The sequence below is a fragment of the Pseudomonas sp. TREG-RG-20F-10-E-6-01 genome (genome assembly GCF_022662455.1).
GTDB lineage: Bacteria > Pseudomonadota > Gammaproteobacteria > Pseudomonadales > Pseudomonadaceae > Aquipseudomonas.
Map to the genome: position 1 here is coordinate 438,419 of NZ_JAKNQP010000002.1, position 16,321 is coordinate 454,739.

A 16,321-nucleotide genomic window follows, 5' to 3' on the forward strand; every position below is an offset into this window, starting at 1 on the left:
GCATGCAAAACTGATTACAGTTTTACGCGTTTACGCGAGGTGGCCACGCCAAACCGAAATCTTCATAATCCAGCGTAAGGTTCGGGTTATACGCATAGTCTTCCTGGATCTTCGGCCAACGCGCCTGAACATACAGAACCTCTTTGGAAAACCGCTCCTTTTTCTCAGGTGTGTCCTCGAGGCCGCGTGTAGCCGACTCGTGGTGGTACAGCTCGGCAAAAGGCGTCCAAATGTTGAGGTAGCCCGCTTCCTGAACCCTCAGGCAGAAGTCGACATCATTGAACGCGATTTTGAGGTTTTCTTCGTCCAGCCCACCCACTTGCTCGAAAATAGACTTCTTAATGATCAGGCATGCCGCAGTGACTGCGGAAAACTCTTGGATCAGCGCCGCCCTGCAGAAGTAACCGAAGTCACCCTTGGGCAGGTATTTATGTGAGTGGCCCGCAACGCCCCCCAAACCCACAACCACACCGCCGTGCTGCAAGCGGCCGTCCGGATACCACAGACGAGCACCGACGGCGCCGACATTGGGCTGCAACGCAATGGAGACCATCTCATCCAGCCATTCCGGCGTGATGACTTCGATATCATTGTTGATCAGGCCGATCAGTTCGCCGCGAGCCATTCTTACAGCGCCGTTATTCAGCGCCGAATAATTGAACGGACCGTCGTCACGCAAGATCCGAATGTTGTCCTGCTGATCAAGCGCGGCAAAATACTCGAGCGAAACAGGGTCGTCCGACCCGTTGTCGATCAAGATGATTTCGTAGTTGCTGTAGGTCGTCAGACGCTGAATGCTGTCGATGCATTGCTTGACCAGCGCGTAAGCATTTCGCGTCGGAATAATCAGCGTCACCAGCGGTGCGGCGACAGGCCGGGCGTAGTGCACGCGATACATGCCCAGAGGCAACAGTTCTGTGCTGCCAATGTTGCCTTTACGTTGCAAATGCTCGTCCAACGCCCTCACGCCAGCCAGGGCTGCATAAGGCTTTTCCTGCCCGGCCATTGCAGTGCTGCCGGAGTGAATCCGCCAGTGGTACAACACACGCGGAATGTGCACGATTTGTGCGCGTTCGAGTTTTTCGGCGCAGCGCAGCGCGAGATCGTAATCCTGCGCACCTTCAAACCCTACGCGGAAACCACCCACTGCTTTTACCAAGTCAAGACGGTACACACCCAGGTGGCAGACCATGTTCTGGGAACGGAACAGGAACTCGTTCCAATCCGACTTAAAGTAAGGCGAGCTGCGTTTCCCTGAGGAATCAATCTTGTCTTCGTCGGAATAGATCATGCCGACGTCCGGGTTATCATGAATGGCGCGAGCCACCCAATACAGTGCGTTTTCCGGAAGGAGGTCGTCATTATCCATCAGCGCAATGTACTGCCCCGAAGCCAGGTCCAGCGCCGAATTACTGGCCTTGGAAATATGACCGTTTTCTTTGCGAAACATCACTTTGAAGCGCTTGTCCTGACTCGATAGCGTCTTGAGGTACGCAATGACCTTTGGATCCGTGGACGCGTCGTCAGCAATGCACAGCTCCCAGTTCTTGTAGAGCTGGGATTTGATACTTTCAATCGCTTCACGCAGCAGATCGAGCGGTGGGTTGTAGACGGGCATAATGATCGAAATGAGCGGCTTGGTTTTCCATTTGCGAATCTCTTCGCTGAGCACCCACCGGCCATTGTCATCCAGCGTGTCGTAATATTCGACCCACCTGGAATAATCATAGCGATCGGGCACTTCTCGGGTTTCCTGACCGGCGAAAGCCAGCGTACTCGACGTAGCCACATACACGACCCGGGCTTTCAAACCCGCCAGCCCTTGATTGCGTGCCACGGTGATAGCTTTGCCAACGGTCTTGCTCAAGCCACCGCCCCGACGAACCACCGCCGGCAATAGACGCACACCCTTCTTCACTTGCCCAACACGCCGCGCAAGCGTGCGAATGGGCGAAGTGACTTTCCAGCTTGAAGAGGACTGCATCTCAATAATATGCAGGTTCAAGTTATGGATATGGGTATCTTTCTGAACCTGCTGGATACGCAGTTGCTCTTCGAGGTTGGCGATGTGAACATCTTTATCCTTCAAAGATTCCTGCCAAGTGGCCAGCGTCGTTTGCAACGCTTCATCTTTAAGCGTGATCTGCTGATTCAGTGTCTCGATGATCTGCACTCGCTCGGCTTCAGAATTCGCATTATCCAGCGCCGCTGAGGCAATAAACTCACTGATCTGGACGTCTTTCGCATCCAACTCGAGATTTTTCTGTTCCGTCAGAAGCTGAATGGCGGACTGATGCTGTTCCGTCAGAAATTGAATGGAAGACTGATGCTGTTCTCTCAGTAGCTGAATAGCAAGTTGATGCTCTTCAGTCGACAGTCGCAACTGCTCAAGAACGACCTGAATCTCCTTATCCTTCTGGCTAACAGCCTGATCGATCATCTGAGCATACGTGGACGTGATCGATGCCTTCAACAGCTCCAACACATCAGTAATTTCTCTGTTCGAATCAACGAGCTGATCCAGCTTGCTGCTCGAATCCAGAATCTGGTCCAGTTTGCTGCTTGAATCGAGAATCTGATCCAGCTTGCCGTTCGAATCAAGAATCTGATCCAGCTTGTCTTGCAGTTCGGAGTTGGGGCGTATAAGTCCAGATTGGTTCAACACATTAATCTCTTGAGCGAGTTGCTCTTCCGTGAATAAAGTAAGGCTTACTTCCAGCTCAAGCAGGTCGGCGCCACTAAGCATGTCGTCTTTTAAAGGAATCGTTACGCTTGGGTCGTCACTCAGCGCTAGATAAAGCGTGTTGCGACCGATCTGGGAAATCCGCATGGCGGAGGCGATGACCAGCGGGTCACTGATGTCATCCTGCCACTCCCAAATCGTTTCGGCGCTAGAGTACACCTTGATAGTGTCAATCGAGAAGCTCTGGCGACGATTGATGGGGTCGAAACGCAACACCACGCCATCGGGCAACCCATCGGGCAGGCGGAACTTGATTACCTGATGCCCGTCATTGACCACCTGGAGCAACGTTGATTCTTCAGAAAAATTTCCCGCCGCGTCACTCATATAGAGTTTGGCGTGCGTGGAAGGCAGGTGCACCGCGCCTATCTTGTGAATCATGGCTTCAGGAGACCAGTTGAGAAACTGGCCGGCATCGGCACCGGTTACCCGCTCTTGAAAGGCCGCTTCAGTCGCAATGTAGCGCGTCAGGTCATCTGCGCTGATATCCATGCCTGCGCTAGCCAACAGCTGAGTCACGAACTCTTGGCGGCTCACCGATGAGCTGCTTGGATAGAAGGGGTTCGCAGCCGCCATAAGCAGCAGCAGGGCTCGCATCATCAGATAACCGAGCTCCACACCCTCATTCATCTCCCACTCGACATCGATAAACTTGGGGATATTGCTGGCGTCGACGACGATATTTTGCGGAACCGCGTCAATGTAACGGCCGGGGAGCAGTGTTTTGGCTGAAAGAAGCTTGGTGCCAGCCCCCTCCTCGTCCAACAGGCTCTGCAAACACGCCAGGTATTTCTGCAAAAACGGCGTAAAGCCCTCAATACTCCAATCGCGGCGGGCCGCAACATCGAGGAACTCAAGGCTCAGCACGCTACCTTTCGCGTAAGCGTCCACACGCGGAAGCACGTATTTGAAACCGTCGTCAGCAATGGCACTCGACTCATCGACAGCCACATTGCCCAGCTTTCTGTACTGAACCTGAATCCCTTGCGCGGTGTTGACGAACAACGATTCCTTGCAGTACCGAGTCTTTCTGCCTGTGCTGTAGTGATACGCCAATACATCACTGTCCAGCGGTTGATCATCGGCGCAAGAAGCCACGATCAAAAACGAGTTGGCCAGTTCCATACCCAGGCTGTTGTTGATAACCACCGACCAGGCCTTCTCCAGATTGAAGGTTGTCTGCTCAGGAAGTTGCGGGTCTTTCTTGACGTTCTGCCAAGCCAGCGCGGCGGCGTCAAAATCGTCGCACGCAAAGCCGCTCTCGGTAATGATCGAATTGGGAAGTTTGTAATCCGGGCTCGGCGCCAGAAAGCTGGACGAGGTGAAACCTGCGCGCGCTATAAGGTCTTCGAGCTCTTTCTTGCCGTAGGTCTTGGGCTGTCCGCGCTCGTACCGGCCTTCGATACCGTACATGGTGACGCCGACGTGATCTTCCGGCGCGCCGGCGAAATACTTCAGACCCAGCTGGTTTTCGATGGCGATAAAAAGATGACCATCGGGCTTCAACAATTGGCGAACGCGCATGAGCATCGCTAAGGCGGGATCGGGTGCGCTGCTAAACATACTGGCGTATTCGAGGACGCCAATCAGCGTGACAACGTCGAACTGCTCCTCGATTTTGAAGTCATCGAAGCGCTCGGCCAATACCGTGACGTTGTCCAGGCCCCGAGTGCGGCTTGCCGCCATAGCGGCTCGACGCGGACTGCCTTCCAGGCACAATAGATCGGCACCACATTCGCCGAGGTAGCGGCTGATGGCGCCACAGCCGGCGCCAATTTCCAGTACACGGGATTTTAACAGGTGCTCGAAGGGACGCAGAAGGTTCGCGCGCGTCGCGCTCAAATGGTAGAGCTTGGCCCAGTCGGTGCAGTGTTGCGGGAGCTCGTCTGATAACACAGAGACGTCGCTGGCATTGCTGATGATCTGGGCGAGTTCGATTTCCGCAGTATCACCATCGCTGTACGCGATGCCCTCGAAGTCAGCGCGCACCCAAAAGTTTGTGTCGCTATCCTTGGAATAACCATATTGATCAAGTTTAAACATTAAGGCTTACCGGATCGATGCTCATAGTCGCGGCGAGGTCAATCAACCCCAACAGCTTAGGCGTGGGTTCGACAACAAGATGAATGGAGTCATAACGCCTGTCATGGGGAATGATGTGCTCGCCCTCTCTGGACGCGATCCCTAGGGATATAAAGTAATCGCCAGTGGCCAATCGGTTAGTGAATTTCACACTGGCAGTGGCTACAGTCCCGGACTCACCCATCGAACGAGTCTCAACACAATCGAGCAAATAGGAGTTTGTGCCGTATACCGTTACACCTTCCTTGGTTTTAATGGTGAATCCAAGAATGGGGTTGATGATCGAACGGTTAAATCTAAACGAAAGGCCTAGTACTATTTCCTCACCTGATTCCATGCTGGTTGGATACTCTCGACCGCTTGCGCTCAGATGAAAATCCATCAGCGTTGCCGCACCGTCACCCCAGCGATACTCGTGTGGGTTGTAGCCAACACGTGACGCGTACACGTCGCTTTCCAGCGACAGTTGCACGGTATTTACAGCGGGTGTGACCGACTCATCCGCCGGCGCCGGAATATCTTGCTCTTCAGAGCTGGCGCCGGCATCTGTGGTGCGGCCAAATAGGATGTCGGTGTAGCGATTTATAACCGGACGTGACTCTCCGATCATTTCTATCCGACTTTGTTCCAGCAGAATCGCTCGCGAGCAATGCGTCACCACCTGCTCACTGGAGTGGGTCACCAACAGAATGCTTGTGCCGTTCTCCTTCAGCTGGCGAAGGCGCTCAAAGCACTTGGCTTGAAAACGTACATCTCCTACCGAAAGCGCTTCGTCCACCACAAGGATTTCAGGATCGACCTGTGCCTGCACCGCAAATGCAAGCCTGACCGCCATGCCACTGGAGTAGGTCTTGACCGGATGATCGAGGAACTCGCCAATGTCGGCGAAGCCTGCGATAGCATCGAAGCGCTCGTTCACCTCGTCGTGCGTCAGCCCCAAGACCGCGGCGTTCAGATAGACGTTTTCCCGACCGGTAAATTCCGGATTGAATCCGGAGCCCAGCTCAAGCAACGCGGCGATGCGGCCGCGCGTCTCGATCTCGCCGATGGTCGGCGTGAGCGTGCCACAGATAATCTGGAGCAGCGTGGACTTTCCCGATCCGTTGCGACCGACGATCCCCACGGTTTCGCCTTTTTTGACCTCAAAGCTGATGTCGCGCAGCGCCCAGAATTCCTTGCCGTAGGTGGTGACGTTGTCACCCGCCCAACGCTGGAAACGCGGCACGATTGCCTGCTTTAAACGGTCTCTAGGCTTGTCGTAGGTGTAAAAACATTTGGAGACATTCCGAACGCTGATTACGGCTTGATCAGATGACATCAGCGAACCCTTTACGTGTTTTTTGGAAGAACCAATAGCCAACGCACGCAACAATCGCGCCAACGATCAAAGCGATACCCAGGCTTTCCCAATTCGGCAGATGGCCGAAAAGCAGGACGCTTCGGCTCTCCTCAATGATGTAGGTCAGCGGGTTGAGCTTTAACCATGGCTTATAGACATCGGGTAGCGCCGCGACCGGATAAAGCACAGGCGAGAGAAATAGCAACACAGTGGTAAGCACCGTGATTACATGCCCCACGTCCCGCAGGTAAACCCCAAGCGACGCCAAAAACCAACTGACCCCCAGCGTGGCCAGAATCAATGGCACGAGAATCAAGGGGAACAGCAGCGCCGTCCAATGCAGTTCTCCCAGGATAAGAAACTGGGCGCCCAACAATACGACCAGGCTAATGCAACTGTGGAACAGGGCAGAACCCAAGGTAATTACCGGCAGGATCTCAAGCGGGAACACAACCTTTTTGACATAGTTGCTGTTGGCCATGACAAGCGTCGGTGCACGATTGGCGCACTCGGCAAATAGCCCATGGACGATCATGCCGACAAACAGCAGGATCGCGAACCCGCCTTTGCCTGTGTCGACACCGACCCATCGGGACTTGAAAATCTCTGAAAACACGAAAGTGTACACCGCGAGCATCAAGATCGGATTGAAGAAAGACCATGCCAGGCCCATCACCGATCCACGGTAACGCCCAATGACTTCACGTTTGGTCATTTGCGAAATCAGTGAGCGGTATTTCCAAAGGCTGACGACGAGACTGATTGGACCTGCTGAAGGTCTGCTATGAGGATCCACTAGGCGAACTTCTCAGCGTTGACCAGACTTACGGCATTCGCATCTTTGGCAGACAGCGTAGGCGGCTCGGTAATCGGCCATTCGATTGCCACGTCAGCGTCATCCCACGCAAGACTGCGCTCATGCTCAGGTGCCCAATAATCGGTGGTCTTGTAGAGGAACTCGGCACTTTCCGAGAGCACCACGAAACCGTGGGCAAATCCTGGCGGAATCCAGAGCTGCGCTCGGTTGCTGGCACTAAGATGCACGCCGACCCATTTGCCGAATGTCGACGAGCTTTCACGCAGGTCCACGGCGACGTCAAAGACCTCACCGTGTGTGACACGCACCAGCTTGCCCTGGGCCTGTTTGATCTGATAATGCAGCCCGCGAAGCACGCCCTTGACTGATTTGGAGTGGTTGTCTTGCACGAAATGAACAGGTCTTCCAACGGCCTCCTCGAAAACTTTCTGATTGAAGCTTTCGTAGAAAAAACCGCGTTCATCCCCGAACACCTTCGGCTCAAACAGAATTACGTCCGGGATGGCAAGTGAGCTGGATCGCATTATTACAATATCTCCAAAGTGTTATCAGGGCCGGCTTCGCGGCGCTACAGATCAAATTATTCTTCAGGCAACAGCTCCGAATACCGCGCCGGGCATCGCACTATCAAAAAATCTTTTCGTGCAGCAAACGCTTGAGATACTGACCGTAGCCATTCTTGGAAAGCGGCGCGGCGAGTTTCTCCAGTTGCTGCGCATCAATCCACTTTTGTCGAAACGCGATCTCTTCAGGGCAGGCCACTTTAAGCCCCTGACGGTGCTCAAGCGTAGCGATGAAACTACTGGCTTCCAGCAGCGAGTCGTGGGTGCCGGTATCCAACCACGCATAGCCTCGGCCCATGATCTCTACCGACAGCTTGCCCCGCTCCATGTAGATACGGTTAAGGTCGGTAATCTCAAGCTCGCCTCGTGGCGATGGCTTGATGCTTTTGGCGATGTCCACTACGTCTTGGTCATAGAAGTAAAGACCGGTCACCGCGTAGTTCGACTTGGGCTCAAGAGGCTTTTCTTCGAGGCTGATCGCCTTGCCCTGTGTATCGAACTCTACAACGCCGTAACGCTCAGGATCGTTCACGTGATAGGCGAAAACACTCGCGCCATCCTGACGCAGCATCGCGCTTGCCAGCAGTTCATTGAAATGATGGCCGTGATAAATGTTATCGCCCAGCACCAAGGCCGACAGGTCGTTGCCGATGAACTCTTCGCCGATGATGAATGCCTGCGCCAGGCCATCCGGGGACGCCTGCACGGCATACGAAATATTCAAACCCCAGCTACTGCCATCGCCCAACAGCTGCTCGAAACGCGGGGTGTCCTGCGGCGTTGAAATGATCAGGATGTCGCGAATACCCGCCAGCATCAGCGTGGTCAGCGGATAGTAGATCATTGGCTTATCGTAAACCGGCAGCAATTGCTTGGAGATAGCCAAGGTTGCAGGGTGCAGACGCGTGCCTGAGCCGCCAGCCAGGATGATTCCTTTACGTTTGAGCATGTTCATTTCTCTAGTGTTTCTATGAGCATCCGTGCCACACCGTCTTGCCATTCAGGCAAGCGCAATGAGAAGGCATTCTGCAGTTTTTGGGTGTTGAGTCGGGAGTTGCCGGGGCGCTTGGCCGGTGTTGGGTAAGCGGCGGTAGTCAGCGCACCCACGGCGTCCGGGGCAACCTTGAGTTGCACACCGGCAGTCTGAGCGTGTTCAAGCACGAAGCGGGCATAGCGATACCATGTGGTCTCGCCAGCTGCCGCAAGGTGATAAACCCCACTCAGTTGGGGGTTCGAATGCATTGTGCGGATGGCATGTGCAGTAACGTCGGCCAACAGATCCGCCCCGGTGGGCGTACCAAACTGGTCGTCGATCACGTTAAGGCTGTCGCGCTCTTGCGCCAGACGCAGCATGGTCTTGGCGAAGTTATTACCTCGCGCTGCATAGACCCAGCTGGTGCGCAGGATCAGATGCGCGCAGCCGCTGGCCTGGATCGCTTGCTCACCCTGGAGTTTGGTCGCGCCGTAAACGCTCAGCGGCCCAACCGGGTCGCTTTCCTGCCAAGGCGTCTGGCCATCACCGGCGAACACGTAGTCAGTGGAGTAGTGAACCAACAGGGCATTGAGCTTCTGCGCCTCTGCCGCCAGCACTGCCGGGGCCTGCGCATTCACACGCAGGGCCTGGTCCGGCTCGCTTTCGGCTTTGTCGACGGCCGTATAGGCCGCCGCATTGACGATGACGTCAGGCGCAAAGCGCTGCACGGTGGCCGCCAACCCTTGCAGGTCGTTCAGATCACCGCAGTAGTCCTGGCTTTTCGAGTCGAGCGCAAGCAATTGGCCCAGCGGGGCCAAACTGCGTTGCAACTCCCACCCCACTTGGCCATTTTTGCCAAGTAGAAGGATCTTCATGCGGAACGCTCGGCGTAGTTCTTTTCTACCCACTCGCGGTAAGCGCCCGATTGGATATTGCTGACCCAATCCTGGTTATCCAAGTGCCACTCCACGGTCTTGCGGATGCCGGTCTCGAAGGTTTCGGCCGGCTTCCAGCCCAACTCGCGCTCCAGTTTGCGCGCGTCGATGGCGTAACGGCGGTCATGGCCAGGGCGATCGGTGACGTATGCAATCTGGTCGCTGTACGGCGTGCCATTCGCCTGAGGGCGCAGCTCATCGAGCAGGGCGCACACGGTGTGGACGATGTCCAGGTTTGGCTTCTCGTTCCAGCCGCCGACGTTATAGACCTCGCCCACGGTGCCGGCTTCCAGCACACGACGAATCGCACTGCAGTGGTCTTTTACGTACAGCCAGTCACGAATTTGCTGACCGTCGCCATACACCGGCAGTGCCTTGCCTGCCAACGCGTTGACGATCATCAACGGGATCAGTTTTTCCGGGAAATGGTACGGCCCGTAGTTGTTCGAGCAGTTGGTGGTCAGTACCGGCAAGCCGTAGGTGTGATGGTAGGCACGCACCAAATGGTCGCTGGCCGCCTTACTGGCCGAGTACGGGCTGTTAGGCTCGTACTGATGGTGTTCGGTGAACGCAGGATCGTCCTTGGCCAAGGAGCCGTAGACTTCGTCAGTCGACACATGCAGGAAACGGAAGGATTGCTGAGCATCGGCGTCCAGCCCTTTCCAGTAGGCACGCACCGCCTCCAGCAGGCGGAAGGTACCGACGACGTTAGTCTCGATGAAGTCTTCCGGGCCATGGATAGAACGGTCTACGTGCGACTCAGCGGCGAAGTTCAGGATAGCGCGCGGCTGATGTTCAGCGAGCAAACGCTGGACCAGCTGGGTATCTGCGATGTCGCCCTGTACGAATACGTGGCGCTTGTTGCCTTCCAGCGAGCTGAGGTTCTCCAGGTTGCCGGCATACGTCAGCTTATCCAGATTAATGACCGGCTCATCCGCCTGGGCTACCCAGTCCAATACAAAGTTTGCACCGATAAAGCCAGCACCGCCGGTTACTAAGATAGTCATTGAGTCAGATCTTTTTCAGTAGTGTTGCAAGAATTAGCCCGAGGTTCCCCATTAAAGTCTGCCGATACAAACCGGCCGACCGGAACCCCAACACTCGTCTAAGTAACGTTTGCCTGCGCGCATGCTTGAAACGCATAAGAGTCAGTCGTTGCTCTTCGCAAAGACGGTGGGACATCGCTTCGAGGGCACAGATGTTCTGTTCGTTCCATTCGAAGAAGCGTCCCTGGAAAATCATTTTCAGCCGTACGACGCGAGCGGCCCAACTGGAGTTGCTGCCAATGAGGTTTTCATCGTGCTGGCGGTACAACATTCTCGGCTCGTGATCATAGTGCACGGCGCCGCCCGCCCCAGTCACAAGCTGGTAAATCCACCAGTCGTGAGAGGGAACCTTGACGTTCAAACCCGCCTCGATGATCAACTCACGTGCAGCGCGATTAAAAACCATCGTGTTGCCACCCGCAATACTTTGAACGAGCGCGTTTGAGAAGTGCGGAGGGCGTGGGAAAAGCGGAGAAAAGCCAAGCTTTGCACCAGACTCACTGACTAACTGAGTACGGCCACAGTATAGAGCAGGGATGTGCTCAGGAATGGTCTGCAACCAGGACTGCGCCACCGCCAGCTTATCGTCGTTCCAGATATCGTCCTGATCACACCAGGCGAAATAATCCGCAACGACGTCAGGACGGCAGGTTAACGAGAGAAAATTGGCAACAAACCCTCTTCCGGGGCCGGCCACAACCTTCAGACGGTCGCGTCCCCAACGCTGAGCATAGTCTTGGAGGATCGCTGGCGTACCATCTCGAGAGCCGTCATCGGAAACGACTAATGACCAGTTGCGATGGCTCTGTCGCTCAATGGAGTCGAGTTGATCCCTAAGGAACGCCTCACCATTGTACGAGCACATCAAAACCGCAACCTTTGCTAAGCAAACGTCGTGCGGTTGGACATTGGATAGACTGCGCGATGCGAAAATAGACACAACATCCCTTTGCGAGCAAACTGCATACCCTATAAATACGTAGGATATAGGCCACAATAAGGTCGGAATTATTACAGCATTACTCTGTAAGCACAATCGTACTGAATGCCAGCGGTCGGCTAACATGAGTGTTCTGAGCGCTCTGCAATGCGGCATCGGGCCACTATCTGAGCGTTTGCCCTTAATAGCGCGAGTATGGCGCAGACTCTGAATCTTGCGCGTAACACAATAAACAATGCTTTGACTGGAGCACCTTCTTGCGCGTGCTCCAGTCAGCATTGACTCAACGGCTCGCCACGCACTCAGCTTTTACGAAACACAAACCCCAAGCCAACAATGATCAACGCCATCCCCAGCAGACTTAACAGCGCGAGCCGGTTACCAAAGATCAGGTAATCCATCACCGCTGTCACCGCCGGCACCAGGTAAAACAGACTGGTGACATTCACCAGGTTGCCCCGCGCGATAAGCCGGTACAGCAACAGGGTCGCCAGCAACGACACCACCAACCCCATCCACACCACCGGCAGGTAAAAGCTGGCGCTGTGCTCAAAATGGAACGGCTGGAACGGCACGAATACCGAGCACAGCAGCAACCCGGCGAGGTATTGCACCGGCAGCGTACCCAACGGGTTATCGGTGATGCGCTTCTGCATGATCGAGCCAAGCGTCATGCTCGCCAGTGCCAACAGGCCATAGAGCATGCCCGCCATCGACATGCCGGACAGACCGATGCCCTGGTAGACCACCATGATCAACCCCGCCAATCCCAGGCCCAGGCCAAACAGCCGGCGCCAGGAACGCTGGCGCTCCATGAGTACCACCGTGAGTATCGGCTGCACCCCCATGATGGTGGCCATCACGCCGGGAGTGACTTTAAGGTCCAGCGCCAGCAGATAGAAAATCTGATACGCGCCCAACAACACCAGCCCCGTCGCCGCCGCATACAGCATGGGCTTGCCGGGGCGTGGCAGTTTCAACCTGAGGATCGGCACCAGAACCACCAGCCCCACCAGGGCGATGGCGAAGCGAATCAGCAGAAAGGCAAAAGGCGAAGCATGGGCCAGGCCCAACTTGGAGAAAATCGCCCCGCTGCTCCACAACAGAACAAACAGGCTCGTCGAGGCCGCCGCGGCCACGGATTGTTTCGAAAGAACAGACATGGATACCACCTGTAATCAGGCAAAAAAGCCGATTCAGCCAAAGCTGAAACTCAATAGGTTTTTTTCAGGCAGGCAAAGGGGAACAGCGATTCGCTGATCAGCCCGAAATGCCGACACCCGGCGGTGATACGACTGCGTACACCGGCGTGCTACTGACAGGTGGGGGGTAGTGACTGATCTGCGCAGGCTGTTTCTTCCCGCACGGCACGACCACAGCGCTGACCGCTGAATCGACTACCGCTATGCGCTGGGAAGCTGGCATGTGCTGATCTTTTTTGAAGGGATAACGACGCGCCGACTATAACCAGCCGCCTTCCTGTTTTGCAATCACTTAACCCAGGCGCCGTGCGTGGAAGAGTTTTCATGCCGACGCAGAAAGCCGGTCGCTATAATGCCGGCCAGTTTTTTCCAAGGATTTCACATGATCGCTTTGCCCTGGCTGTACCTGGTGCTTCTTTCGATTGGCTACGGACTGGCCCTGACCTACGGGCAACTGGGCGCGCTGGCGGCCGTGTCGGTGGCCATGCTGCTGATCGCCGGGTACGCCGTGCGCCAGCAACGCAGCCCTTGGGCGCGCTACCTCGGCCACGGCCTGTTCATTGTCCTGGCCCTGGGTCTGGCGATGCACTGGCTGCCGGGCTTCTACAACGGCCGCGGTATCGCGCCGCAGCGTTTTACCCCTGACTCGGTACCGTTTTCAATGTACCTGAACCAGGACAAACCGCTGATTGGCTTCTGGCTGTTGCTGGCCTGCCCATGGATCGTGGCGCGTCGCACGCTGCGCCTGTCGATCTGCGTCGCGGCCCTGGCACTGACCCTGACGGCGGTCGCTGCGCTGGGCGGCGCCACATTGCTGGGGATGATCGACTGGGCACCCAAATGGCCGGAACAGGCGTGGCTGTGGGTCCTGAACAACCTGCTGCTGGTGACGCTGGTGGAGGAGGCGTTGTTTCGTGGCTATATCCAGGGCGGCCTGAGCCAACGCTTCAAACACCTGCCCTACGGTGAAAACCTGGCACTGCTGCTGGCCTCGCTATTATTCGGCCTGGTGCACCTCGGCGCGGGCTGGCATTGGGTGCTGCTGGCGAGCATTGCAGGCATCGGTTATGGCCTGGCGTATCGATTCGGCGGGTTGGGCGCCGCGATTGCCACGCACTTTGGCTTGAATCTGCTTCACTTCGGGTTGTTTACCTATCCGATGCTGGCCGGCTGATTGTTGCAAAAAATAAGTTAAATAAATGCCTGCAACGGCCGACAACCCATCAAAGCCTTGCGGATTGAACAATCATGCGTAATAACCAACCCGTTACCCAGCGCGAACGTACCTTCCCCGCTCAGCAACGGTTGATCTCCACCACAGACGCCAAAGGTGTGATCACCTACTGCAACGACGCCTTCGTCGAAATCAGTGGGTTCACCCGTGACGAGTTGATCCGTGCCCCGCACAACCTGGTGCGTCACCCGGATGTGCCGTCGGCCGTGTTCGCGCACATGTGGTCCACGCTCAAACAAGGCTTGCCATGGATGGGCATCGTCAAGAACCGCTGCAAGACCGGCGATCACTACTGGGTTAACGCCTATGTAACGCCGGTTTTCGATGGCAACCAGGTGATCGGCTACGAATCGGTGCGCATCAAGCCCACCGCCGAGCAGATTCGCCGCGCCGAAGCGCTCTATCAACGCATCAACCAGGGCAAGTCGGCCGTGCCTCAGCGCGACAAATGGCTGCCGGTGCTGCAAGACTGGCTGCCATTTATCCTGATCAGCCAGCTCAGCTTCATGATCGGTGCGTCGCTCAACTCCCACTGGGGCTTTGCCCTGGCGGCGGGGCTGTCGGTGCCGCTGGGCCTGCTGGGCCTGAGCTGGCAACAGCGCGGCCTCAAGCGTTTGCTGCGCCTGGCGGAGCAGACCACGTCCGACCCGCTGATCGCGCAGATGTACACCGACAGCCGTGGCGCACAAGCGCGGCTGGAGATGTCGATTCTCAGCCAGGAAGCGCGTCTGAAGACGTGCCTTACTCGCTTGCAGGATACGGCCGAGCACCTCAACGATCAGGCGGCGCAGTCCAACACCCTGGCGCACAACAGCTCCAGCGGCCTGGAACGCCAGCGTGTGGAAACCGAGCAGGTCGCCACCGCCGTCAACCAGATGGCAGCAACGACCCAGGAAGTGGCCAGCCACGTGCAGCGCACGGCGGACGCTACCCAGGAAGCTAATCGCCTGACCGGTCGCGGTCGCGACATCGCCGGGGAAACCCGCGAAGCGATCCAGCGCCTGTCGGTCGCCGTGGGTGAAACCGGTGTAACCGTCACCCAGCTGGCCAAGGACAGTGATGAAATCGGCGGCGTGGTGGACGTGATCAAAGGCATCGCCGACCAGACCAACCTGCTGGCATTGAACGCCGCCATCGAAGCGGCCCGTGCCGGCGAAATGGGCCGTGGCTTTGCAGTGGTGGCTGACGAAGTGCGTCAACTGGCGCAGCGTACCGCCGAGTCCACCGGGCAGATCCACGCCCTGATCGCCAAACTGCAGCAGACCGCCGCTGCCGCCGTGCAAACCATGGACGCCGGGCATCGCCAGGCCGAAGAAGGTGTGGCGCGCGTGATGGAGGCGGATCAGGCGCTGGTGGGCATCAGTGAAGCGGTGGCCAACATCACCGACATGACCACGCAGATTGCCGCTGCCACCGAAGAACAAAGCGCCGTGGCCGAAGAGATCAGCCGCAATATCAGCACGATTGCGCTGTTGGCGGATCAGACCTCGGAGCAGGCGATGAACTCGGCGCAGTTGAGTGAAGAGCTGACGCATACGGCGAATACCCAGTATTCGCTGGTGGAGCGTTTTAACCGGTAAACCGCTATCGCGGGCAAGCCCGCTCCCACATTGGATTGGGTTCACACATTTCTATTTGTGAATACAGTCAAATGTGGGAGCTGGCTTGCCTGCGATGAGGCCCTAAAGGCCGGCGAGAAACTCGGAGACCTTCACCGCCGCAGCCTCCAAATGCTGCTCATGGCTAAACCCCGAGGCCTTCAACGGCTTCAAATCATGATCCCCCGCCACCAGCCACATCACCTCGATGCTCGGCGACAACGCATACCCCTGCACCGCCGTCCGATTGCCCAGCGCATCGCGCTCACCCTGCACAATCAACGTCGGCGTCTTCAGACCGGCCAGATGCTCAGTGCGTGGTTTCTCCGGCTTGCCCACCGCATAAAATGGATAACCCAGGCACACCAACCCGCCTGCCCCCAACTCATCCGCCAGCAAACTGGCCATCCGGCCGCCCATGGACTTGCCGCCAACGGCCAACTGGCCAGCGACATGGCGTCGCACCTCGGCATACACCTCGCGCCAGGCTTGCAATAGTTTCGGCGCCGGATTCGGCGGACGTTTGCCGCCGTCCAAGCGGCGCTGGGCCATGTAGGGGAATTCAAAGCGCAACACGTTCACGCCGTGCCCGGCAAGGCGCGCAGCCATGTCGTTCATAAACCCCGAGTCCATGGGCGCACCGGCACCGTGGGCGAGGATCAGCGTCACCGGCGCACGCGCGCTGTTGCCTGTCGCCGCATCCCACAACCAGCCGCGCTCGCGCGCACACTGCGCCCATTGATCCCCGTCAATACTGGCCTTGTGCTCTTTGCCCATGCTTGCCTCGCTTTTTAGTCTGCCTATAACTCCAGCCCAAGTGCCGCATTGGCTTGGGTTGAACCGTGGATG

12 protein-coding genes are annotated in these 16,321 nt (G+C 56.6%); 2 read left to right on the top strand and 10 right to left on the bottom strand.

Annotation, left to right across the window (positions count from 1 at the left end; genetic code table 11):
* Window positions 1-22 precede the first annotated feature (22 nt).
* The 9 genes from L8K08_RS08415 to L8K08_RS08455 form a co-directional block, all read right to left on the bottom strand.
* Window positions 23-4,786 carry a glycosyltransferase gene (locus L8K08_RS08415; RefSeq protein ID WP_242195781.1) on the bottom strand — a complete coding sequence of 1,588 codons (4,764 nt, stop codon included), beginning with the start codon at window positions 4,784-4,786 and terminating at the stop codon, window positions 23-25.
* Window positions 4,779-6,143: an ABC transporter ATP-binding protein gene (locus tag L8K08_RS08420; protein ID WP_242195784.1), complete on the bottom strand. Its 1,365-nt coding sequence runs from the start codon at window positions 6,141-6,143 to the stop codon at window positions 4,779-4,781. The genes L8K08_RS08415 and L8K08_RS08420 overlap by 8 nt, the downstream gene beginning before the upstream one ends.
* On the bottom strand, window positions 6,133-6,960 hold the full coding sequence (locus L8K08_RS08425; protein WP_242195787.1) for an ABC transporter permease: 828 nt from the start codon (window positions 6,958-6,960) through the stop codon (window positions 6,133-6,135). Before L8K08_RS08425 ends, L8K08_RS08420 begins: the two co-directional genes overlap by 11 nt.
* Window positions 6,960-7,505 carry a dTDP-4-dehydrorhamnose 3,5-epimerase gene (gene rfbC / locus L8K08_RS08430; protein ID WP_242195789.1) on the bottom strand — a complete coding sequence of 182 codons (546 nt, stop codon included), beginning with the start codon at window positions 7,503-7,505 and terminating at the stop codon, window positions 6,960-6,962. Before rfbC ends, L8K08_RS08425 begins: the two co-directional genes overlap by 1 nt.
* 103 nt (window positions 7,506-7,608) lie before the next feature.
* A complete protein-coding gene (gene rfbA, locus L8K08_RS08435) occupies window positions 7,609-8,493 on the bottom strand; it encodes a glucose-1-phosphate thymidylyltransferase RfbA (protein WP_242195792.1) in 885 nt (294 codons plus the stop codon).
* Between the two features lie 2 nt (window positions 8,494-8,495).
* A complete protein-coding gene (gene rfbD / locus L8K08_RS08440; protein ID WP_242195795.1) occupies window positions 8,496-9,392 on the bottom strand; it encodes a dTDP-4-dehydrorhamnose reductase in 897 nt (298 codons plus the stop codon).
* Window positions 9,389-10,459, bottom strand: coding sequence for a dTDP-glucose 4,6-dehydratase (gene rfbB / locus L8K08_RS08445; protein ID WP_242195798.1), 1,071 nt, complete (start codon window positions 10,457-10,459; stop codon window positions 9,389-9,391). The genes rfbD and rfbB overlap by 4 nt, the downstream gene beginning before the upstream one ends.
* A 4-nt stretch (window positions 10,460-10,463) precedes the next feature.
* Complete coding sequence (locus L8K08_RS08450; protein WP_242195801.1) at window positions 10,464-11,363, bottom strand: glycosyltransferase family 2 protein; 900 nt, start codon at window positions 11,361-11,363, stop codon at window positions 10,464-10,466.
* Between the two features lie 377 nt (window positions 11,364-11,740).
* Entirely contained in the window at window positions 11,741-12,601 is an 861-nt protein-coding gene (locus L8K08_RS08455) for a DMT family transporter (RefSeq protein WP_242195804.1), read from the bottom strand.
* Between the two features lie 421 nt (window positions 12,602-13,022).
* Here L8K08_RS08455 and L8K08_RS08460 point away from each other — a divergent pair, with 421 nt between their 5' ends.
* Window positions 13,023-13,814: a CPBP family intramembrane glutamic endopeptidase gene (locus L8K08_RS08460; protein ID WP_242195807.1), complete on the top strand. Its 792-nt coding sequence runs from the start codon at window positions 13,023-13,025 to the stop codon at window positions 13,812-13,814.
* A 74-nt stretch (window positions 13,815-13,888) separates the two neighbouring features.
* A complete protein-coding gene (locus L8K08_RS08465) occupies window positions 13,889-15,454 on the top strand; it encodes a PAS domain-containing methyl-accepting chemotaxis protein (protein ID WP_145159037.1) in 1,566 nt (521 codons plus the stop codon).
* Between the two features lie 102 nt (window positions 15,455-15,556).
* On the opposite strand, the gene L8K08_RS08470 is transcribed toward L8K08_RS08465, so the two are convergent.
* On the bottom strand, window positions 15,557-16,249 hold the full coding sequence (locus tag L8K08_RS08470; protein WP_242195810.1) for an alpha/beta family hydrolase: 693 nt from the start codon (window positions 16,247-16,249) through the stop codon (window positions 15,557-15,559).
* Window positions 16,250-16,321: the final 72 nt, after the last annotated feature.

Excerpts from the sequence above, each read along its gene's own strand:
- L8K08_RS08460 (WP_242195807.1), top strand. The coding sequence starts at position 13,023 with ATGATCGCTTTGCCCTGGCTGTACCTGGTGCTTCTTTCGATTGGCTAC.
- L8K08_RS08455 (WP_242195804.1), bottom strand. The coding sequence starts at position 12,601 with ATGTCTGTTCTTTCGAAACAATCCGTGGCCGCGGCGGCCTCGACGAGC.
- rfbB (WP_242195798.1), bottom strand. The coding sequence starts at position 10,459 with ATGACTATCTTAGTAACCGGCGGTGCTGGCTTTATCGGTGCAAACTTT.
- L8K08_RS08420 (WP_242195784.1), bottom strand. The coding sequence starts at position 6,143 with ATGTCATCTGATCAAGCCGTAATCAGCGTTCGGAATGTCTCCAAATGT.
- rfbD (WP_242195795.1), bottom strand. The coding sequence starts at position 9,392 with ATGAAGATCCTTCTACTTGGCAAAAATGGCCAAGTGGGGTGGGAGTTG.
- L8K08_RS08470 (WP_242195810.1), bottom strand. The coding sequence starts at position 16,249 with ATGGGCAAAGAGCACAAGGCCAGTATTGACGGGGATCAATGGGCGCAG.
- rfbA (WP_242195792.1), bottom strand. The coding sequence starts at position 8,493 with ATGCTCAAACGTAAAGGAATCATCCTGGCTGGCGGCTCAGGCACGCGT.
- L8K08_RS08415 (WP_242195781.1), bottom strand. The coding sequence starts at position 4,786 with ATGTTTAAACTTGATCAATATGGTTATTCCAAGGATAGCGACACAAAC.
- rfbC (WP_242195789.1), bottom strand. The coding sequence starts at position 7,505 with ATGCGATCCAGCTCACTTGCCATCCCGGACGTAATTCTGTTTGAGCCG.
- L8K08_RS08465 (WP_145159037.1), top strand. The coding sequence starts at position 13,889 with ATGCGTAATAACCAACCCGTTACCCAGCGCGAACGTACCTTCCCCGCT.
- L8K08_RS08450 (WP_242195801.1), bottom strand. The coding sequence starts at position 11,363 with ATGTGCTCGTACAATGGTGAGGCGTTCCTTAGGGATCAACTCGACTCC.